Origin of the sequence: Clostridium sp. AF32-7AC, assembly GCF_003477925.1 — a bacterium.
Classification (GTDB): Bacteria; Bacillota; Clostridia; order Lachnospirales; family Lachnospiraceae; genus Otoolea; species Otoolea fessa.
The window spans coordinates 72,500-90,142 of record NZ_QUEG01000007.1 but is presented as its reverse complement, the minus strand read 5'-3'; the positions used below and the strand labels follow the sequence as shown (position 1 = coordinate 90,142).

Genomic DNA, 17,643 nt, shown 5'->3' with positions numbered 1-17,643 from the left:
AATTTTTTATAACCTATTGTAGTCCTGTGTCGGACTTACAGGTACAACAGACTCGTTCCATCCCCCTGCCGTGAGAGGACAAAAGGGCGGATCTTACCTGATGCTTCAACAAAGTTCGCTAAAGCATTATAACATTTAAAATCCTATAATGCAAGCGAAATTTACACTTCTCTCAATATTTTTATTGAGAAAAATGGATTGGTCTTTATTTATCTCTCCAAATGATTCTTCCCTTAGAGAGATCGTATGGCGACATTTCCATTGTAACCTTATCGCCCGGCAGAATACGGATGTAGTTCATACGGAGTTTTCCGCTGATCGTAGCAAGTACGATGTGTCCGTTTTCCAGTTCTACCTTAAACATAGCGTTCGGCAGCTTCTCTGCTACTACGCCCTCAATCTCAATTACATCTGCTTTCGACATTCTATATACCTCCCTGCAATGATTTCTGAATGAAATAGCGGATCGCTTCATCCTGGACTGCCGCGCCGTCCGCAAACTGGGCTGCCAGCGCCTCATCCCATTTGTGGGAGAACTGCACGTGCTTTCTCTTCTTGCGTTTCGGCTTGGCGGCGGTTTTAGTGCGTCCGTCTGCCAGATACACGTAGCGTGCATCTTCTCTGACTATGATATAATAATTGCCTTTGTCATGCCCCGCCAGCGAGCGGACTAGACAGGCCATTCCATATTCCGTCATTCTGATCTCCGTTTCTGCTTAGACAGACACTTTCTAAAAAACATCGCTGCTGATTGACGTAGCTCCAGCAGATACGCTGCCATTTCTCCCACTCTGCCTGAAACATCCAAAAAACATGCAGGTTTGTCTGAAACAAACGATTTTTGTCCATTTCACAAAGTGCAACCAGTTTGGAGAAATAACCAGTGGCAGCCAGCTGAAGCCAGCCAAATCAACGCTTCGAATTTCACAAAAGGTTCTTTCCTATTTTCTATCTATAACGACAGAATCTCAGGCTCATTTTCTGTAATTAGAATCGTATTTTCATAATGAGCAGCCCAGCCGCCATCTTCCGTCATGACGGTCCAGTCATCATCGAGCCAGACTACTTCGTAGCTGCCCTCGGTAATCATCGGCTCGATCGCGAGCGTCATGCCGGGCTGTAAGAGAATTCCTTTTCTTTTTCTTGCAAAATTCGGAATCTCCGGATCCTCATGCAGATGGGAACCGATTCCATGACCAACCAGATCCCTGACAACACCAAAACCGAAACTTTCGGCATATTTCTGGATCGCTGCAGAGATGTCATTGAGATGATTGCCAGCTTTGGCAAATTTAATTCCCTCAAAGAAGCTCTGTCTGGTAACTTCAATCAGTTTTTTGGCATCATCGTCGATCTCTCCGATGCCGTAAGTCCGGGCTGCGTCTGAGTGGTATCCTTTGTAGATCACTCCTGCATCCAGACTGACGATGTCTCCCTCATCGAGAAAATGTTCCTTGTGCGGGATTCCATGTACAACCTCATCATTGACAGAGACGCAGATCGATGCGGGATAGCCGTTGTAATTTTTGAACGAGGGAATGCAGCCGTAACTCCGGATGATTTCCTCTCCCATATGATCAATATCCCAGGTGGACATACCCGGCCGAAGATTCTTCGCCAGTTCCTCATGCGTTTTGGCGAGAATTCTTCCCGCCTCACGCATCAGTTCAATCTCCCTGGGAGATTTTATCGTCACTGCCATGTTTTAAGCTCCCAAAATATCCGTAATGTTCTTGAATACGTCTTCCATGGTCTGTGTACCGTCTACCGTATGAAGAACGCCCTTCTTCTCATAGTACTCGATCAGCGGGTGTGTCTGGTCATGGTATATTTCCAGACGTTTCTGTACAGTCTCCGGCTTGTCATCATCACGAAGCACCAGCTCAGAACCGCACTTGTCGCAGATTCCTTCTTTTTTCGGTGCTGCGAACTGGATGTGGTAGGTAGCGCCGCACTTTAAGCACGCACGGCGTCCTGCCATGCGGTTTACGATGTTTGCATCCGGCACATCTACGTTGAGCGCGAAATCAATCGCCTCGCCGTTTGCTGCCAGTGCCTCTGTCAGACTCTCAGCCTGCGGGATCGTTCTTGGGAATCCATCCAGAATATAGCCGTTCTTGCAGTCAGCCTCATGGATCCGGTCAAGAAGCATGCCGATCGTTACCTCGTCCGGTACTAAAAGGCCCTGATCGATGAACGATTTTGCTTTTTTACCAAGCTCTGTGCCTGCCTTGATATTGGAACGGAAAATATCTCCGGTAGAAATGTGCGGAATGCCGTATTTTTCTGCAATTCTCTGAGCCTGTGTTCCTTTTCCGGCTCCCGGTGCTCCTAACATAACAATCTTCATAATGGTTACAATCTCCCTATATACAACAGAATCGCCTCCAGGCAGGAGCTGTCTCCGGCCACCTCCAGCCGTAAAGTAAGCAAGCTCCCGCCCAGAAAGCGAGTTGTCTTAGTCGTTTAAGAATCCTTTATAGTTGCGAACCAGCATCTGTGATTCGACTGCTTTGATTGTCTCAAGTACTACACCTACGATAATGATAAGAGAAGTACCTCCGAAGGAGAGACGGCTCACTGAGAACAGTCCAGAGACAATAATCGGAACCAGGCAGACAATGATCAGTCCGCAGGCACCAATCAGTATAATATACTCCAGAATTCCATCCAGGTAATCGGATGTTGGCTTTCCTGGACGAATGCCCGGGATGAAGCCGCCAGATTTCTTCATGTTGTTTGCTACTTCAAGCGGGTTGAATGTAATGGATGTGTAGAAATACGCAAACACAATAATCAACGCGATGTAGACAATTAAACCAACTGAATAAGCCGGACGCTCTGGATTAAACCAGGAGCTGGAATTCAGAGCCAGAAGAATCTTTCCTCCGATGGTGTCATAATTAACCTGGAAAAATCCAGCAATTACCACCGGGAAAGACATCAGGGATGAAGCAAAGATAACAGGAATAACACCTGCTGTATTTACTTTTAACGGGATGCTTGTGGACTGACCGCCAACCATCTTACGTCCCTGCATCTTTTTAGAATACTGAACCGGAATTCTCCGCTCTGCATCCTGTAAAATGATAACAAATACAACCATCGCTACGATAACCGCTACGATAATCACGGCTGTTACAACTGCAACCGCCACGATCTTGCCCTGCAGGAAACGCTCATAGAGCGTAATCATATCGCTTGGCATGGTTGAAATGATATTGAACAGAAGCACGATAGAAATACCGTTTCCGACGCCGTTCTCGGTGATTCGCTCACCGATCCACATCAGCATGGCACTTCCGGCTGTCATTGTCACAATAGCGACAATCACATTCAGGGCAGTAAACTCAACTAAAAGTCCCTTGCCGCCGAAACCGATCGCCATAGCGACGGACTGCATCAGCGCCAGTGCAACCGTAAGGTAACGCGTATATTCCGCAATCTTCTTTCTTCCGTCCTCGCCCTCCTGCTGCATTTCCTCTAATTTCGGAATTGCAATTGTCAGAAGCTGCATGATAATGGAAGAAGTGATGTACGGGGTAATACTCAATGCGAATACCGACATGTTCGTGAACGAACCGCCGGTAATCGTATTGAAGAAACCAAACGCATCATTGGACTGTCTTGTAAACAGTTCCTGGAAAAATGTTGTATTAACTCCGGGAATCGGCAGCTGCGATCCGATACGGGTCACAACCAGCATAAAGAACGTATAGAGGAGTTTTTCTCTGACCTCTTTTATCTTAAATGCATTCTGGAGCGTTTTTAACATATTAGATCACCTCGCAGGTTCCGCCAACGGCCTCGATCTTAGCTTTCGCGCCTTCACTTACCGCATCAACCTTTACGTTCAGCTTTTTGGTCAGCTCGCCATTGCCGAGGATCTTAACGCCGTCACGCGGGTTCTTTACGATGCCTGCTTCGATTAATGTTTCAACCGTAACAACTGTGTCGTTCTCGAATCTCTCAAGAGCGCTTACGTTGATACCAACGATGGTCTTAGAATTTCTGTTTGTGAAGCCTCTCTTCGGGAGACGTCTATATAACGGCATCTGACCGCCTTCAAATCCTGGTCTCGGAGCGCCGGAACGAGCTTTCTGTCCCTTATGTCCCTTACCAGCAGTCTTACCGTTGCCTGATGCGTGACCACGACCTCTTCTGAAGCTGTCGCTGTGCTTAGAGCCTACCGCCGGCTTTAAATTGGATAAATCCATGACTGCACCTCCTTGCAAATATCTTAGATTTCCTCTACTTTAACTAAATGTCTAACATTCTGGATCATGCCTCTGATAGCGGCGTTGTCCGGCTGCTCAACTGTCTTGCCAGTCTTGTTTAAACCAAGAGCTGCAACCGTTGCTTTCTGCTTCGGGATAGCGCCAATAGGAGACTTAACCAATGTGATTTTTAATTTCTCTGCCATTTTTATCTCCTCCTATTAGTTCAGAATTTCTTCTACAGACTTACCGCGAAGTTTTGCAACCTCTTCCGGAGTCTTTAAAGAACCTAAGCCTGCCAGGGTAGCAAGAACTACGTTTGCCTTGTTGTTGGAACCAAGGGATTTTGTACGGATGTTCTTGTAACCAGCCAGATCCAGTACGGCACGAGCCGGACCACCAGCGATAATACCGGTACCTTCCGGAGCCTTCTTCAGAAGTACGTTAGCGCTTCCGAATTTGCCGAGGAAATCGTGCGGGATGCTATTGTTCTCATCGAACGGAACCTCCATCAGGTTTCTGGCAGCTGCCTCTTTGCCCTTGCGGATTGCTTCCGGAACCTCAGCAGCTTTTCCCATACCAGCACCAACGTGGCCGTTTTTATCTCCAACTACTACTAAAGCGGAAAAACGCATTGTACGTCCGCCCTTAACGGTCTTGGATACACGTTTGATTGCCACTACAGTATCCTCTAACTCGAACTGGTTGGCATCAATTTTTGTACGTTTCATGTGTATGTTCTCCTTCCTACTAGAATTCCAGACCAGCCTCGCGGGCTGCATCTGCTAATGCCTGAACTTTTCCGTGGTAAATAAATCCGCCTCTATCGAAGACAACTTCTTTAATACCTTTTTCAAGCGCTCTCTTAGCGATTACAGTTCCAACGTGAGCTGCTGCTGCAACATCGTTCGTCTTCTCCAGTTCAGCTTTAACTTCCTTCTCGGCAGTGGAAGCTGCTACTAAAGTTTTTCCAACTGTATCATCAATGATCTGAGCATACATATGATTATTACTTCTAAACACTGCTAAACGCGGTCTCTCGGCTGTGCCAGAAAAACGGTTGCGTAATCTAACGTGTTTTTTAACGCGAATTTCGCTTCTTGACTGTTTGCTAACCATCTTCACACTCTCCTTAATTATTTCTTACCAGTCTTACCAACTTTACGTCTGATAACCTCATCGGCATACTTAATACCTTTGCCCTTGTATGGCTCAGGTCTTCTCTTATCCCGAATCTCAGCTGCATACTGGCCAACTTTTTCTTTGCTGATACCTTTAACAGTGATCTTGTTCTGTCCTTCCAGAACAGTCTCAATGCCTTCCGGATCTTCCATCTCTACCGGATGGGAGTAACCAAGGCTGAGAACCAGTTTCTTGCCCTGCTTCGCTGCTCTGTAACCAACACCGTTAACTTCCAGGACTTTCTCATAGCCTTCTGTTACACCATGAATCATGTTGTTAATTAAGGTTCTTGTCAGACCGTGTAAAGATTTCATTTTCTTTAAGTCGTTCGGTCTGGTAACTACGATATGACCATCCTCTTCTTTGATGTTCATCTCAACCGGGAGTTCTCTCTCAAGAGTTCCCTTCGGACCTTTTACAGTCACTAAATTGTTCTCTGCGATTGTTACGGTTACGCCCGCCGGAATCGCAACTGGCATTCTTCCGATACGTGACATGCCTTTTACCTCCTACTTAGATTTTCGGAGAAGCCTGAGCGGCTTCTCTGTTTTCAGTTGTATCTATAATGTTTCGTCCACTCGACTAAGTTCGTCTATCGTCTTCGACTCTGACTCACTAAGGCTCGGGACGGGCTTTCGCACTAAACTCGAAAAGACCTCGTAAAGTGCTCAATGCCTACCAAACAAATGCAAGAACTTCTCCGCCTACGCCGAGTTCTCTTGCCTGCTTGTCAGTGATAACGCCCTGGTTGGTGGAGATGATAGCTACACCTAAACCGCCCAGTACCTTCGGCATATCTTCCTTGTTTGCGTAGATACGCAGACCCGGTTTGGAAATTCTCTTGATGCCGGAGATGATTTTCTCGTTTTTGTCTTTACCGTACTTTAAGGTAATACGGATAGTCTTGAAATTGCCGTCCTCAACAACGTCATATTTCTTGATGAAACCTTCCTTTACCAGGATGTCAGCGATTGCTAATTTCATCTTGGAAGACGGAACATCTACTGTATCATGTTTTGCAGTGTTAGCATTACGGATTCTTGTAAGCATATCTGCAATCGGATCGCTCATTGTCATTTTGAGTGTGCCTCCTTATAATTTGACTACCACTTACTGTAAGTGGGTTTCGGTGGGTTTTGGGAACACTAGGATGTGTCCTCTATAATATAGGCATCGTCCACTCGACTAAGCTCGTCTATCGTCTTCGACTCTGACTCACTAAGTCTCGGGACGGGCTTTCGCACTAGATTCGAAACTACCTCATCAAGTGCTCAATGCTTACCAGCTTGCTTTCTTTACGCCCGGAATTTCGCCCTTGTAAGCTAATTCACGGAAGCAAACTCTGCAGATGCCGTATTTTCTTAAATATGCATGCGGACGACCGCAGATTCTGCAGCGGTTATATTCTCTGGTGGAGAATTTTGCCGGACGCTGCTGTTTAATCTTCATTGAAGTTTTAGCCATGATAAATCCTCCTATTATTTAGCAAATGGCATGTTGAACTGAGTTAACAGCTCACGTGCTTCTTCGTCGGTCTTAGCAGTGGTAACGAAGATGATATCCATACCTCTTACCTTATCTACTTTATCGTACTCGATCTCCGGGAAGATAAGCTGCTCTTTGATACCCAGAGCGTAGTTGCCTCTGCCGTCAAATGCGTTCGGATTTACACCGCGGAAGTCTCTTACTCGCGGAAGAGCCAGGTTGATCAGACGATCAGCGAACTCATACATCTTCTCGCCACGCAGGGTAACTTTACAGCCGATAGCCATACCCTCTCTAAGTTTGAAGTTAGCGACTGATTTTTTCGCTTTTGTAAGAACTGCCTTCTGGCCAGTGATGATTTCCATATCTCTTACAGCAGAGTCCAGAACTTTAGCATTTTCTTTTGCCTCGCCAACGCCCATGTTGATAACAATCTTGTCCAGCTTCGGCACTTCCATGATATTTTTATATCCGAATTTTTTGATCATAGCGTCTACGATTTCGCTCTGATACATTTCTTTTAATCTAGCCAATTTTAACGTTCCTCCTCTCTGTATTAGTCAATTACTTTACCGGTTGCCTTAGCAACGCGGACTTTCTTGCCGTCTTCTACTTTGAAGCCAACTCTCGTAGCCTTGCCATCCACTACCAGCATAACGTTGGAAATGTCAAGCGCGCCTTCCTGATGGATGATGCCGCCCTGCTGATTAGCTGCAGACGGTTTGGTATGCTTTGTTACCATGTTGCATCCCTCAACCAGGACTGTATTCTTCTTTACATTAACGGAAAGAACTTTTCCGGTTTTGTCTTTGTCTTTACCTGTGATAACCTTTACCAGGTCGCCTTTTTTAATTTTATGCACAGCTGACACCTCCTACAGTACTTCCGGAGCCAGGGAAACAATCTTCATAAACTGTTTCTCACGAAGCTCTCTGGCAACCGGCCCAAAAATACGGGTTCCTCTCGGGTTCTTGTCGTCTTTGATGATAACGGCTGCGTTCTCATCAAATTTGATGTAGGAACCATCTTTACGGCGTGCGCCCTTAACGGTACGTACAACAACGGCCTTCACTACATCGCCTTTCTTTACAACACCGCCTGGTGTTGCATCTTTAACGCTGGCAACGATTACATCGCCAATATTTGCATATCTTCTAGTAGAGCCGCCCATAACGCGGATACAGAGTAATTCTTTCGCACCGGTATTGTCGGCAACCTTTAATCTGGTCTCCTGCTGAATCATGCCCAATACTCCTTTCTGATTTAGAAATTATCTCGCTTTCTCGATAATTTCGACGAGTCTCCATCTCTTATCCTTGGATAACGGTCTTGTTTCCATTACCTTTACAGTATCACCGATACCGCACTCGTTGTTCTCGTCGTGTGCTTTTAATTTATAAGTTCTCTTAACAATCTTACCGATTAAAGGATGTTTTACGTGGTTTTCGATAGCAACTACGATTGTTTTGTCCATCTTGTTGCTTACTACCTTACCGGTACGTGTTTTTCTAAGATTTCTTTCCACGGTAGATATCTCCTTTCCTATTTTAGGAATCTATGATAATTAGTTCGCTTTCTCTGTAATAACAGTCTGAATACGAGCGATGTTTCTGCGAACTTCTTTAATTCTGCTTGTATTATCCAGCTGGTTGGTAGCGTTCTGGAATCTTAAGTTGAAGAGTTCCTTCTTAGCAGCTACTAATTCTTCGTTTAATTCTGCAGATGTCTTAGCTTTTAAATCTTCTACATACTTATTAATTTTCACTGTTATCACCGCCTTCTAAATCTGCTTTAGAAGCAATCTTGCACTTGCACGGAAGTTTGTGCATAGCAAGACGAAGCGCTTCTCTCGCTGTCTCCTCTGGTACACCCGCGATCTCGAACATTACGCGGCCTGGTTTTACTACTGCTACCCAGTACTCAAGTGCGCCTTTACCGGAACCCATACGAGTCTCAGCCGGTTTAGCAGTTACTGGTTTATCCGGGAAAATCTTAATCCAAACTTTACCACCACGTTTGATGTAACGGGTCATGGCAACACGGGCTGCCTCGATCTGGTTGGATTTGATCCAGCACGGTTCTGTAGCGACTAAACCGTACTCACCGTAGTTGATTACATTTCCTCTAAGCGCCTTGCCGGCCATGGTACCACGGAACTGTTTACGACGCTTTACTCTTTTCGGCATTAACATTATTTATCGCTCCCTTCCTTATTTCCTTTCGCAGGAAGTACCTCGCCTTTGTAGATCCAAACCTTAACACCGGTCTTGCCGTATGTTGTGTTTGCCTCAGCGAAACCGTAGTCAATATCTGCTCTTAATGTCTGAAGCGGGATAGTGCCCTCGCTGTAGAACTCTGTACGAGCCATATCAGCACCGCCAAGACGTCCGGATACGGAAGCCTTGATACCCTTAGCTCCAGCCTTCATGGTTCTGCCCATAGCGGACTTCATCGCACGACGGAAGGAAATACGGTTCTCAAGCTGCTGAGCGATATTCTCTGCAACGAGCTGAGCGTCTCTGTCTGGTCTCTTAACTTCTTTGATGTCTACAAAAACTTTCTTGTCAGTTAATTTCTGAACCTGAGCTTTTGTCTTCTCGATCTCTGCGCCGCCCTTACCGATAACAACGCCCGGTTTAGCAGTGTAAAGAATGATTTTTACTTTATCAGAAGCGCGCTCGATTTCGATTTTGGAAACACCGGCGCTGTATAATTTCTTCTTAAGGAAGGTTCTGATTTTGTGATCCTCTACCAGGTTATCTGCAAAATCAGCTTCCGCATACCATCTGGAATCCCAGTCTTTAATAACACCGACTCTTAAGCCGTGCGGATTAACTTTCTGTCCCATAATTGCCTCCTCTTATTTCTCATCAAGCACGATTGTGATGTGGCTCATTCTCTTTTCGATTCTGTAAGCGCGGCCCTGTGCTCTCGGTTTTACTCTCTTCATTGTCGGTCCCTTGTTAGCGAAGCATTCTGCAACGTACAGGTTCTCCGGATTCATCTGGTTGTTGTTCTCTGCGTTAGCAACAGCAGACTCGAGTAATTTTTTAATTAAAGTAGAAGCATATCTAGGATTGTATGTTACAATACCAAGCGCTGTCTTCACATCTTTGCCTCTGATGGCATCTAATACGAAGCATGCTTTCTGAACGGATACTCTGGCGTAAGACAGCTTAGCCGACGGTCTCGTATCCTTATTAGCATTTCTTTCTCTTTTAATCTGGGATCTATGTCCTTTAGCCATTGGTGAAACCTCCTTTCAAGCGTAACTTACTTACGTCCTGCTTTCTTCTCGTCTTTTCCGTGGCCTCTGTAAGTTCTAGTGGCTACGAACTCACCGAGTTTATGTCCAACCATGTCCTCTGTCACGTATACCGGAACATGTTTTCTACCATCGTGAACTGCGATTGTATGTCCAACCATCTGCGGGAAGATTGTGGAACGGCGGGACCAGGTTTTGATAACCTGTTTCTGTCCTGCTGCGTTCATCTCATCTACTTTCTTTAAAAGATGAGCATCTGCAAATGGTCCTTTTTTTAATGAACGACCCATTAGTATACCTCCTATTACTGTTTACCGTTTCTTCTTCTTACGATTAACTTATTAGACTGTTTGTTTTTCTTTCTGGTCTTCAGGCCGAGTGCCGGTTTGCCCCAAGGTGTGCAAGGACCTGGACGACCGATACTGGTCTTGCCCTCACCACCACCATGCGGATGGTCATTCGGATTCATAACAGAACCGCGGACAGTCGGACGAATACCCATGTGACGTTTTCTACCAGCCTTACCGATATTGATCAGGTTGTGGTCGCCGTTGCCAACTACACCGATAGTAGCGCGGCAGCTGATCGGAACCATTCTCATCTCTCCGGACGGTAATCTAAGGGTTGCATATTTGCCTTCTTTAGCCATTAACTGAGCAGAGTTACCAGCGGAACGAACCAGCTGACCACCCTTGCCCGGAAGAAGCTCGATGTTGTGAATCTGTGCACCAACCGGGATTTCAGAAAGCGGTAAGCAGTTACCAACTTTTGCCTCAGCCTCTGCACCGCTCATAACCTTCTGTCCAACCTGTAAACCAGCCGGAGCAAGGATATAAGCTTTCTCGCCGTCTGCGTAGCAGATCAGAGCGATGTTTGCTGTACGGTTCGGATCGTACTCGATACCAAGTACGGTTGCTGCGATACCGTCTTTTGCATTTCTCTTGAAGTCGATGATTCTATATTTTCTTCTGGAACCGCCGCCTCTGTGACGAACGGTGATTTTACCCTGGTTGTTACGACCTGCGTTCTTCTTTAAAGAAACTACTAAGGATTTCTCCGGTGTGGATTTTGTAATCTCAGAGAAATCAGAGCCGGTCATATGTCTTCTGGAAGGTGTATATGGGCTGTAAGATTTAATTCCCATGACTTTGACTCCTTTCGTTCAACGCCTCCTGGCGTTTCTTCATGTTTTTCACGACATAGTGTTCGTCGTATAATTGTCTATTGAGGATGAATTATAAACCAGCGAAGATCTCGATCTCTTTGCTGTCCTCGGTCAGCTGAACGATAGCTTTCTTTGTTGCAGCTGTCTTACCGAATGTCATGCCTCTTCTCTTTGTCTTGCCGTCCATGTTCATGGTGTTGACACTCTTAACTTTGGTGCCCGGGAACATCTTCTCAACGGCTTCTTTGATCATAGTTTTGTTTGCCTCGGTGTGTACCAGGAAGGTGTATTTCTTGTCTGTCATAGCATTCATACTCTTCTCAGTTACAACCGGTTTGAGGATTACGTCATAGTACTGTACGTTTGCCATTATGCATATACCTCCTCGATAGAAGCTACAGCAGCCTTGGTTGCTACTACTGTGTTGTATTTCAGGATATCGTAAACGTTGATGGTGCTTACGGAAGCAGTCTTAACGTCTGCCACGTTTCTAGCGGATAATACAGCCTTGTCACAAGCCTCATCCAGAACAACTAAAGCTTTGTTTACTTTCAGGTTGTTCATAACCTCAACAAATTTCTTTGTCTTGATCTCGTCGAAGTTCATAGCCTCAACTACGATGAACTTGTTCTCGTTTACACGGCTTGTCAGAGCGGATTTAAGAGCAGCTCTCTTCTCTTTCTTATTTAAACGGATTGTGTAATCACGTGGTGTCGGAGCGAATACTACGCCGCCGCCCGTCCACTGCGGAGCTCTTGTTGAACCCTGTCTTGCATGTCCGGTACCTTTCTGTCTCCACGGTTTCTTACCACCGCCGGAAACTTCGGAACGGGTTTTTGCTTTCTGAGTTCCCTGACGTTTGTTAGCAAGCTGTGCTACAACTGCCATGTGAACCAGATGTTCATTTACTTCTACACCGAATACAGCATCATTCAGTTCTAATGTGCCAACTTCGTTGCCTTCTAAATTGAAAACAGATACGTTTGCCATCTGTATGTTCCTCCTTTCCCGTAAAAGCCTTATCTAGCGACCTTTACTGTCTCTTTGATTGTTACTAAGGATTTCTTCGGTCCCGGTACAGAGCCTTTAACAAGGAGTAAGTTGTTCTCAGTATCAACCTTAACAACCTCCAGGTTCTGAACAGTTACTTTTACGCTGCCCATGTGACCCGGCATTCCTTTGCCCTTAAATACGCGTCCCGGTGTGGTTGCAGAACCGTTGGAACCCTGATGACGATGGAACTTGGAACCGTGAGCCATCGGTCCTCTGTGCTGGCCGTGTCTCTTGATGGCACCCTGGAAACCTTTACCTTTGGAAATAGCAGTTGCATCAATTTTATCGCCTGCTGCGAAGATGTCTGCCTTGATTTCGTCTTTTACAGAATACTCTTCAGCATTCTCTAAGCGGAACTCTCTTACATATCTCTTGTAAGCAACGCCTGCCTTGTCAAAATGACCCTTAACCGGCTTTGTCACAAGTTTTTCTCTCTTGTCTACAAAACCAACCTGTACTGCTTTGTAGCCATCGTTCTCTTCTGTCTTAACCTGTGTAACAACACACGGTCCAGCCTGAAGAACGGTTACTGGAGTTAAAACTCCGTCTTCGTTGAAGATTTGAGTCATTCCGACTTTGGTAGCTAAAATCGCTTTCTTCATTAATCTGACCTCCTGTTTTTCTACAGCGGAACGCGTTCGTCAAACTCCCGCGTTCATCCTAGAACTGTCCAGATGTCTCTATCTAAACTAGTATAGGATTCTTAATTATTTGTTTTTCATCTTTACGTTGATAGACACGCCAGCCGGCATTTCCAGTCTCTGCAGTGCATCAACTGTCTTCTGGCTCGGAGCAATGATATCGATGAGTCTCTTATGAGTTCTCTGCTCGAACTGCTCTCTGGAATCTTTGTACTTATGAACTGCTCGCAGAATGGTTACTACCTCTTTCTTAGTTGGCAGCGGCACCGGTCCACTCACCTTTGATCCGTTTTTCTTTACAGTCTCAATGATTTTTGCAGCGGATGTATCTACCAGCTGATGATCATAAGCTTTCAGTGTGATTCTCATTACTTGACTTGCCATAAAAAAAGTCGCCTCCTTTTCGTACTATTAAGCACGACAAGCGGTGACTGTACACATACCCGTGTGTGTCCTCGCAGTCCACACACCAAATCCGTCATTTGTCTTCAGGATACTCTATTCTTGTACAGTGACTTGTCGCCAGTTTCCTAACTTGACATTCGCTCCGCGGAATAACCTGCTTATCATAAGCAGCAACCTCTCGTTTCATCGCTATCATGCCACAGCTTCGTTATAATAACACAGCTTTCTGGGAAATGCAAGTGTTTTTTTAAGAAAAAATCTATATTTTTTAAGAAAAAACAGGAGTTTCTTCTTCCGGTGGGTAATTACACCTTATATATAGAAGAAACTCCTGTTTATCCACAAGAATATATTTCCATGCAGAAATTTTATCTCAGTCGAGAAGACTCCCAGCTTTTTTAATTAATCCTCCCAATACGTCGGTTCCACCGGGGTTCTAGCCTCGTCGCTGCCATCGTCGCTTGTGCCGTCCACCTCTGTGACAACACCCGCAGAGCTTGTCTTAAACTTTGTGCCGTTCGCATCCTTCACGGTGCTGGATTTCACTACCTTGCCGCTCGTCGTTACCAGATAGTTTTTGTCATTGACTTCAATGACTTCATACTTAGTACCGCTGTCTGCCTTCTGAAGCTTACCCATGTAGTACAGGAATCCATCCTCCACACCTGAGTAGCCGCGTCCAGCCTTGTTGCCGCTGTCAGTGAAATAGAACTGTCCGGTCGTTCCGTCGCCCTCTACTACATTTCCCTTGCCTTTTACGACTGAGCTGGTCGCCTTGTCCGCGCCGAAGAAATAGCAGGCATACTGACCGCTCGTTCCTACCTCCAGACGTCTCAGACCATAGACCGGGTTGCCCTTCTCATTAAATAAGTAGGTAATATTGTTGATGCGGACCAGGTTGCTCGTCGAAGCGTCAGAAATCTTCGGACCCACCTTCGGCTCGCCGTTGCTTGAAAAATAATACCACTGTACATCGCTGCCGAGATCCAGATTGTAATCATCATCCTCCGGCGGAGTCGTGGAGAGCCAGCCAGTCTGTACCTGACCGTTGCTCTGATAATAACGGTAATTTTCAAATCCAGAGGAATTTCCCATATCGACCCAGCCGGTCTGCATCGCTCCGTTTTCGTCGAAGCAGTAGTAGGTTCCGTCAATCTTATATTGTTTATATTTGGCACTGCCTAAAGAAGGCACATATTTCTTTCCCGAACTCTGAAAGTAGTACCAATGATGATCCTCATCGTCGTCGCCGGGTTTCACTTCATCATCGTCCTTTTTGGTATCATCCGGATCTTCCAGATATGCCCAGCCGATCTGCATGACACCATCTGCATTCGTGTAGTAGGTGTCATCATCCACCCAGCCCGTCTGCATCGCTCCATCACCGTCGAAGTAATAGTACTTGCCTCCGATCTTGGACCAGCCGTCGGATACCATCTTTCCGCTGGTGGAGAAATAGTACCAGACCGTCGTAGCGGAAGTCTCGTTCCATGCCGGATTGCGCTTCGGCAGTTTCAGCCACTTGTCAGTCGCCATGATGCCGGTACTCTCGACAAAGTATTCGTCGTCCACCCAGCAGTTCGACGCGATGTTGCCCTGGGAATCGAGATAGCGCCAGAGATTGTCTGCTCCCTTCTTCCAGGTATTCGTCACCTTGTTGCCATTGTTGTCCACATATATCCAGCTGTTTCCAGACTGCTGCCAGCCTTCTGCCGCGTAAGATGTCAGGGTCGCCGCCCCTATCATCAGCGCTGCGGAAAGGACGCAGACTGCCAGTTTCTGTTTCTTCATATACAAGCCCTCCCAGTTCACGATTGATAACGTCTATTCTCCCAGCTGCTGCGCATTCGCACACTTCCCGTCGTGTGGAGACTGCATCAGATGCTTATAACGCCTTGTTTTGTTCCAGATACGTGCAATCTATCTTTTACCTAATATACATTTTAACAGGAGATGTAGGAATCTTCAAGGAGATTTATCTTTCAATTTATTTACTTTTTTTTGGCAGGAAGCCGTTCAAAAGGTTTGACACGCCAATCAATGACCGATATAATTAGGTATGCATTTCAACTGAACCGTTTTTCCGGTCAGACAGACTGCGTTTATGGTTACTGTGCACGCATCGTGCCCAGTAACGGAATTTGCCGTGGCTTCGCATTTAAATACGGCAAATTCCTGCTGTCACCACGTTTTCTTACGGCACTTTCGGTTCCAAAAGTGCCTACCCGGGAACAGTAACCATTTATGCCATTTGGATGGAAATGGCTTATGGATAACACCGATTATAAAGGCGGCAGATACCCTTTTCCGGGGTTTGCGCCTCATTTTTTTGAAAGGATAAAATTTTATGTGGATTGCAGATGGATGGAACGATTATGAAGTGATTGACTGCTCCGAAGGAGAGAAACTGGAGCGGTGGGGCGACTATCTTCTGGTTCGCCCGGACCCGCAGGTTATCTGGAACACCCCCAAGACACACCGCGGCTGGAAAAAGATGAACGGACACTACCACAGAAGCTCCAAGGGCGGCGGCGAATGGGAATTTTTCGACCTGCCGGAGCAGTGGTCGATCCATTACAAAGAACTGACCTTTAACTTAAAACCGTTCAGCTTCAAGCACACAGGTCTCTTCCCGGAGCAGGCGGCAAACTGGGACTGGTTCGGTGACCGCATCCGCAATGCCGGACGCCCAATCAAGGTTTTAAACCTCTTTGCCTACACAGGCGGCGCTACCCTGGCGGCAGCCGCAGCCGGCGCCAGCGTGACCCATGTGGACGCCTCCAAGGGCATGGTAGCCTGGGCGAAGGAAAACTCCCGTTCCTCCGGGCTGGAAAATGCACCCATCCGCTGGATCGTCGATGACTGTGTGAAATTTGTTGAGCGTGAGATCCGCCGCGGCAACCATTACGACGGAATCATCATGGACCCGCCGTCCTACGGCCGCGGACCGAAAGGCGAGATCTGGAAGATCGAAACTTCGATTTACCCGTTCGTGCAGCTCTGTACGAAACTGTTATCGGACAACCCGCTCTTCTTCCTCATCAACTCCTACACCACCGGGCTGGCGCCGTCCGTCCTGACCTATATGCTCTCAACCGAAGTTGCCTCCACCCACGGCGGCACAGTGAAATCGGACGAGCTGGGACTTCCGGTTACCCGCACCGGACTGGTATTACCATGCGGTGCATCCGGACGCTGGGAATCTGGTAAATAACACTGGTATTCGGATGACATAGACACCCCATTTTTAAGTTTGATTCCTATTCATTCCAATCCCGGATATCTAACAGCCCCGGGACCAGTTCCCGCGCACTCGTCTCTAATATAATTCGCCCCTTCTCGGCGCTTGCACCAGACGGATCTCCTCCAATTCCAATCGGCGATCCGTCTTTTGTTTTCCAATCCTCCGACACCCAGCCGATCGAAACCGGACCGTATGGCTTCAGGGCGCGGGTCTTCTCAAACGCCGTCGGCTCTCCCGCTTCCGAAAGTTCCAGCTTCACAAGACTCTCATCGACCGCCATTACCATCGATGTCTCCATCTCTCCACCGTGGAAATCCCAGATATTCCCCTTTGAAATCGTTGCTTTTACATCCGGATGACCAAATGCCCCCGATGAAAGGATAAACGGTGCAATCCCCAGCTCACTCCGAAGTTCCCGGCTTAAAACCTGCGCTATCGGCGCATTCCCACCATGGCATACCAAAAAAGCCAGCTTTTTAAAACCGTGATGCGCCAGGCTGACGCATATATCATATAAGAGATGATAGTAAGTGTCCGGCCGGACTGTGACCGAACCGCAGAAATTCTTATGCTCTGTACTTAAGCCCACCGGAATCACCGGAAACAGCAGCATCGGGAAGTCTTCTTCCCCCTCTGCCTCCAGTGCCTTTTTGATCTCCTGACTCATCGCCTCCGCGATAATATCATCCGTTCCCAGTGGTGCCTGATTGCCATGCTGTTCCAGCGCCCCGAGCGGAATCAGGACAATCGTGTTCTCACGGTCCACCTGCTCCATTTCCCATCTTGTCAAATCTCTATAGTTACGTATCATAGTATCTCCTCCTCTTATAAAAACAGATATGTCTTTGCACGTTCCATCAAACAAAAAGGATTGTCCGGGATTCTTCCCCCAGGCAGCTTTCCCAGCGGTTTCCCGACAATCCTTTCTATGAAATGGTTCTGCCGTTTCACAGCAAACAGCCAAATCCGTCAAACCATTCCTCTTA

General features: G+C 46.7%; 29 protein-coding genes. 1 reads left to right on the top strand and 28 read right to left on the bottom strand.

Features of this window, described 5'->3' with window-relative positions:
• Positions 1-205 precede the first annotated feature (205 nt).
• The 27 genes from infA to DWZ45_RS10735 form a co-directional block, all read right to left on the bottom strand.
• Positions 206-424, bottom strand: coding sequence for a translation initiation factor IF-1 (gene infA / locus DWZ45_RS10865; protein WP_022360552.1), 219 nt, complete (start codon positions 422-424; stop codon positions 206-208).
• Between the two features lies 1 nt (position 425).
• Positions 426-698: a hypothetical protein gene (locus DWZ45_RS10860; RefSeq protein WP_118469078.1), complete on the bottom strand. Its 273-nt coding sequence runs from the start codon at positions 696-698 to the stop codon at positions 426-428.
• 254 nt (positions 699-952) lie between these two features.
• Complete coding sequence (gene map / locus DWZ45_RS10855; protein WP_118469072.1) at positions 953-1,702, bottom strand: type I methionyl aminopeptidase; 750 nt, start codon at positions 1,700-1,702, stop codon at positions 953-955.
• Between the two features lie 3 nt (positions 1,703-1,705).
• Complete coding sequence (locus DWZ45_RS10850) at positions 1,706-2,350, bottom strand: adenylate kinase (RefSeq protein WP_022360555.1); 645 nt, start codon at positions 2,348-2,350, stop codon at positions 1,706-1,708.
• A gap of 108 nt (positions 2,351-2,458) precedes the next feature.
• A complete protein-coding gene (gene secY, locus DWZ45_RS10845; RefSeq protein ID WP_107000793.1) occupies positions 2,459-3,775 on the bottom strand; it encodes a preprotein translocase subunit SecY in 1,317 nt (438 codons plus the stop codon).
• A gap of 1 nt (position 3,776) precedes the next feature.
• Positions 3,777-4,217, bottom strand: coding sequence for a 50S ribosomal protein L15 (rplO, locus tag DWZ45_RS10840; RefSeq protein ID WP_022360557.1), 441 nt, complete (start codon positions 4,215-4,217; stop codon positions 3,777-3,779).
• Positions 4,218-4,240: 23 nt separating this feature from the next.
• Positions 4,241-4,423 (bottom strand): 50S ribosomal protein L30, encoded by a 183-nt coding sequence (gene rpmD / locus DWZ45_RS10835; RefSeq protein WP_022360558.1) that lies wholly within the window; start codon positions 4,421-4,423, stop codon positions 4,241-4,243.
• Positions 4,424-4,438: 15 nt separating this feature from the next.
• Complete coding sequence (gene rpsE / locus DWZ45_RS10830) at positions 4,439-4,948, bottom strand: 30S ribosomal protein S5 (RefSeq protein WP_022360559.1); 510 nt, start codon at positions 4,946-4,948, stop codon at positions 4,439-4,441.
• Positions 4,949-4,967: 19 nt separating this feature from the next.
• The gene (gene rplR, locus DWZ45_RS10825; RefSeq protein ID WP_022360560.1) at positions 4,968-5,336 is read right to left on the bottom strand and encodes a 50S ribosomal protein L18; all 369 of its coding nucleotides are present in this window, start codon (positions 5,334-5,336) and stop codon (positions 4,968-4,970) included.
• A gap of 17 nt (positions 5,337-5,353) precedes the next feature.
• Complete coding sequence (gene rplF / locus DWZ45_RS10820) at positions 5,354-5,896, bottom strand: 50S ribosomal protein L6 (RefSeq protein WP_022360561.1); 543 nt, start codon at positions 5,894-5,896, stop codon at positions 5,354-5,356.
• A 178-nt stretch (positions 5,897-6,074) separates the two neighbouring features.
• On the bottom strand, positions 6,075-6,476 hold the full coding sequence (gene rpsH / locus DWZ45_RS10815; RefSeq protein ID WP_022360562.1) for a 30S ribosomal protein S8: 402 nt from the start codon (positions 6,474-6,476) through the stop codon (positions 6,075-6,077).
• A gap of 201 nt (positions 6,477-6,677) precedes the next feature.
• A complete protein-coding gene (locus tag DWZ45_RS10810; protein WP_022345134.1) occupies positions 6,678-6,863 on the bottom strand; it encodes a type Z 30S ribosomal protein S14 in 186 nt (61 codons plus the stop codon).
• 14 nt (positions 6,864-6,877) lie between these two features.
• Positions 6,878-7,417: a 50S ribosomal protein L5 gene (rplE, locus tag DWZ45_RS10805; RefSeq protein WP_022360563.1), complete on the bottom strand. Its 540-nt coding sequence runs from the start codon at positions 7,415-7,417 to the stop codon at positions 6,878-6,880.
• Positions 7,418-7,440: 23 nt separating this feature from the next.
• Positions 7,441-7,746 carry a 50S ribosomal protein L24 gene (gene rplX / locus DWZ45_RS10800; RefSeq protein ID WP_022360564.1) on the bottom strand — a complete coding sequence of 102 codons (306 nt, stop codon included), beginning with the start codon at positions 7,744-7,746 and terminating at the stop codon, positions 7,441-7,443.
• A gap of 12 nt (positions 7,747-7,758) precedes the next feature.
• Positions 7,759-8,127 carry a 50S ribosomal protein L14 gene (rplN, locus tag DWZ45_RS10795; RefSeq protein ID WP_022360565.1) on the bottom strand — a complete coding sequence of 123 codons (369 nt, stop codon included), beginning with the start codon at positions 8,125-8,127 and terminating at the stop codon, positions 7,759-7,761.
• Positions 8,128-8,154: 27 nt separating this feature from the next.
• A complete protein-coding gene (gene rpsQ / locus DWZ45_RS10790) occupies positions 8,155-8,409 on the bottom strand; it encodes a 30S ribosomal protein S17 (RefSeq protein ID WP_107000794.1) in 255 nt (84 codons plus the stop codon).
• Positions 8,410-8,448: 39 nt separating this feature from the next.
• The gene (gene rpmC / locus DWZ45_RS10785) at positions 8,449-8,649 is read right to left on the bottom strand and encodes a 50S ribosomal protein L29 (protein WP_022360567.1); all 201 of its coding nucleotides are present in this window, start codon (positions 8,647-8,649) and stop codon (positions 8,449-8,451) included.
• Positions 8,639-9,076: a 50S ribosomal protein L16 gene (gene rplP / locus DWZ45_RS10780; RefSeq protein WP_022360568.1), complete on the bottom strand. Its 438-nt coding sequence runs from the start codon at positions 9,074-9,076 to the stop codon at positions 8,639-8,641. The genes rpmC and rplP overlap by 11 nt, the downstream gene beginning before the upstream one ends.
• The gene (gene rpsC, locus DWZ45_RS10775) at positions 9,076-9,732 is read right to left on the bottom strand and encodes a 30S ribosomal protein S3 (RefSeq protein ID WP_022360569.1); all 657 of its coding nucleotides are present in this window, start codon (positions 9,730-9,732) and stop codon (positions 9,076-9,078) included. Before rpsC ends, rplP begins: the two co-directional genes overlap by 1 nt.
• Positions 9,733-9,744: 12 nt before the next feature.
• Positions 9,745-10,131 (bottom strand): 50S ribosomal protein L22, encoded by a 387-nt coding sequence (gene rplV, locus DWZ45_RS10770; RefSeq protein WP_022360570.1) that lies wholly within the window; start codon positions 10,129-10,131, stop codon positions 9,745-9,747.
• Positions 10,132-10,157: 26 nt separating this feature from the next.
• Positions 10,158-10,439, bottom strand: coding sequence for a 30S ribosomal protein S19 (gene rpsS / locus DWZ45_RS10765; RefSeq protein ID WP_022360571.1), 282 nt, complete (start codon positions 10,437-10,439; stop codon positions 10,158-10,160).
• 14 nt (positions 10,440-10,453) lie between these two features.
• Positions 10,454-11,293, bottom strand: coding sequence for a 50S ribosomal protein L2 (gene rplB, locus DWZ45_RS10760; protein WP_022360572.1), 840 nt, complete (start codon positions 11,291-11,293; stop codon positions 10,454-10,456).
• Positions 11,294-11,384: 91 nt separating this feature from the next.
• Positions 11,385-11,684: a 50S ribosomal protein L23 gene (gene rplW, locus DWZ45_RS10755; RefSeq protein ID WP_022360573.1), complete on the bottom strand. Its 300-nt coding sequence runs from the start codon at positions 11,682-11,684 to the stop codon at positions 11,385-11,387.
• Positions 11,684-12,304 (bottom strand): 50S ribosomal protein L4, encoded by a 621-nt coding sequence (gene rplD, locus DWZ45_RS10750; protein ID WP_022360574.1) that lies wholly within the window; start codon positions 12,302-12,304, stop codon positions 11,684-11,686. The genes rplW and rplD overlap by 1 nt, the downstream gene beginning before the upstream one ends.
• Positions 12,305-12,333: 29 nt before the next feature.
• Complete coding sequence (rplC, locus tag DWZ45_RS10745; protein ID WP_022360575.1) at positions 12,334-12,969, bottom strand: 50S ribosomal protein L3; 636 nt, start codon at positions 12,967-12,969, stop codon at positions 12,334-12,336.
• A gap of 105 nt (positions 12,970-13,074) precedes the next feature.
• Positions 13,075-13,392, bottom strand: coding sequence for a 30S ribosomal protein S10 (gene rpsJ / locus DWZ45_RS10740; protein ID WP_022360576.1), 318 nt, complete (start codon positions 13,390-13,392; stop codon positions 13,075-13,077).
• A 423-nt stretch (positions 13,393-13,815) separates the two neighbouring features.
• A complete protein-coding gene (locus DWZ45_RS10735) occupies positions 13,816-15,204 on the bottom strand; it encodes a cell wall-binding protein (RefSeq protein WP_107000795.1) in 1,389 nt (462 codons plus the stop codon).
• A 556-nt stretch (positions 15,205-15,760) separates the two neighbouring features.
• On the opposite strand from DWZ45_RS10735, the gene DWZ45_RS10730 reads away from it, so the two are divergent.
• Complete coding sequence (locus tag DWZ45_RS10730) at positions 15,761-16,627, top strand: class I SAM-dependent methyltransferase (protein ID WP_117796499.1); 867 nt, start codon at positions 15,761-15,763, stop codon at positions 16,625-16,627.
• Positions 16,628-16,673: 46 nt separating this feature from the next.
• On the opposite strand, the gene DWZ45_RS10725 is transcribed toward DWZ45_RS10730, so the two are convergent.
• A complete protein-coding gene (locus DWZ45_RS10725; RefSeq protein ID WP_107000797.1) occupies positions 16,674-17,468 on the bottom strand; it encodes a creatininase family protein in 795 nt (264 codons plus the stop codon).
• Between the last annotated feature and the right edge of the window lie 175 nt (positions 17,469-17,643).

Bases quoted from the DNA above. Each gene is read 5' to 3' on its own strand.
- infA (WP_022360552.1), bottom strand. From the start codon at position 424: ATGTCGAAAGCAGATGTAATTGAGATTGAGGGCGTAGTAGCAGAGAAG.
- DWZ45_RS10860 (WP_118469078.1), bottom strand. From the start codon at position 698: ATGACGGAATATGGAATGGCCTGTCTAGTCCGCTCGCTGGCGGGGCAT.
- map (WP_118469072.1), bottom strand. From the start codon at position 1,702: ATGGCAGTGACGATAAAATCTCCCAGGGAGATTGAACTGATGCGTGAG.
- DWZ45_RS10850 (WP_022360555.1), bottom strand. From the start codon at position 2,350: ATGAAGATTGTTATGTTAGGAGCACCGGGAGCCGGAAAAGGAACACAG.
- secY (WP_107000793.1), bottom strand. From the start codon at position 3,775: ATGTTAAAAACGCTCCAGAATGCATTTAAGATAAAAGAGGTCAGAGAA.
- rplO (WP_022360557.1), bottom strand. From the start codon at position 4,217: ATGGATTTATCCAATTTAAAGCCGGCGGTAGGCTCTAAGCACAGCGAC.
- rpmD (WP_022360558.1), bottom strand. From the start codon at position 4,423: ATGGCAGAGAAATTAAAAATCACATTGGTTAAGTCTCCTATTGGCGCT.
- rpsE (WP_022360559.1), bottom strand. From the start codon at position 4,948: ATGAAACGTACAAAAATTGATGCCAACCAGTTCGAGTTAGAGGATACT.
- rplR (WP_022360560.1), bottom strand. From the start codon at position 5,336: ATGGTTAGCAAACAGTCAAGAAGCGAAATTCGCGTTAAAAAACACGTT.
- rplF (WP_022360561.1), bottom strand. From the start codon at position 5,896: ATGTCACGTATCGGAAGAATGCCAGTTGCGATTCCGGCGGGCGTAACC.
- rpsH (WP_022360562.1), bottom strand. From the start codon at position 6,476: ATGACAATGAGCGATCCGATTGCAGATATGCTTACAAGAATCCGTAAT.
- DWZ45_RS10810 (WP_022345134.1), bottom strand. From the start codon at position 6,863: ATGGCTAAAACTTCAATGAAGATTAAACAGCAGCGTCCGGCAAAATTC.
- rplN (WP_022360565.1), bottom strand. From the start codon at position 8,127: ATGATTCAGCAGGAGACCAGATTAAAGGTTGCCGACAATACCGGTGCG.
- rplP (WP_022360568.1), bottom strand. From the start codon at position 9,076: ATGTTAATGCCGAAAAGAGTAAAGCGTCGTAAACAGTTCCGTGGTACC.
- rpsC (WP_022360569.1), bottom strand. From the start codon at position 9,732: ATGGGACAGAAAGTTAATCCGCACGGCTTAAGAGTCGGTGTTATTAAA.
- rplV (WP_022360570.1), bottom strand. From the start codon at position 10,131: ATGGCTAAAGGACATAGATCCCAGATTAAAAGAGAAAGAAATGCTAAT.
- rpsS (WP_022360571.1), bottom strand. From the start codon at position 10,439: ATGGGTCGTTCATTAAAAAAAGGACCATTTGCAGATGCTCATCTTTTA.
- rplB (WP_022360572.1), bottom strand. From the start codon at position 11,293: ATGGGAATTAAATCTTACAGCCCATATACACCTTCCAGAAGACATATG.
- rplW (WP_022360573.1), bottom strand. From the start codon at position 11,684: ATGGCAAACGTACAGTACTATGACGTAATCCTCAAACCGGTTGTAACT.
- rplD (WP_022360574.1), bottom strand. From the start codon at position 12,304: ATGGCAAACGTATCTGTTTTCAATTTAGAAGGCAACGAAGTTGGCACA.
- rplC (WP_022360575.1), bottom strand. From the start codon at position 12,969: ATGAAGAAAGCGATTTTAGCTACCAAAGTCGGAATGACTCAAATCTTC.
- rpsJ (WP_022360576.1), bottom strand. From the start codon at position 13,392: ATGGCAAGTCAAGTAATGAGAATCACACTGAAAGCTTATGATCATCAG.
- DWZ45_RS10735 (WP_107000795.1), bottom strand. From the start codon at position 15,204: ATGAAGAAACAGAAACTGGCAGTCTGCGTCCTTTCCGCAGCGCTGATG.
- DWZ45_RS10730 (WP_117796499.1), top strand. From the start codon at position 15,761: ATGTGGATTGCAGATGGATGGAACGATTATGAAGTGATTGACTGCTCC.
- DWZ45_RS10725 (WP_107000797.1), bottom strand. From the start codon at position 17,468: ATGATACGTAACTATAGAGATTTGACAAGATGGGAAATGGAGCAGGTG.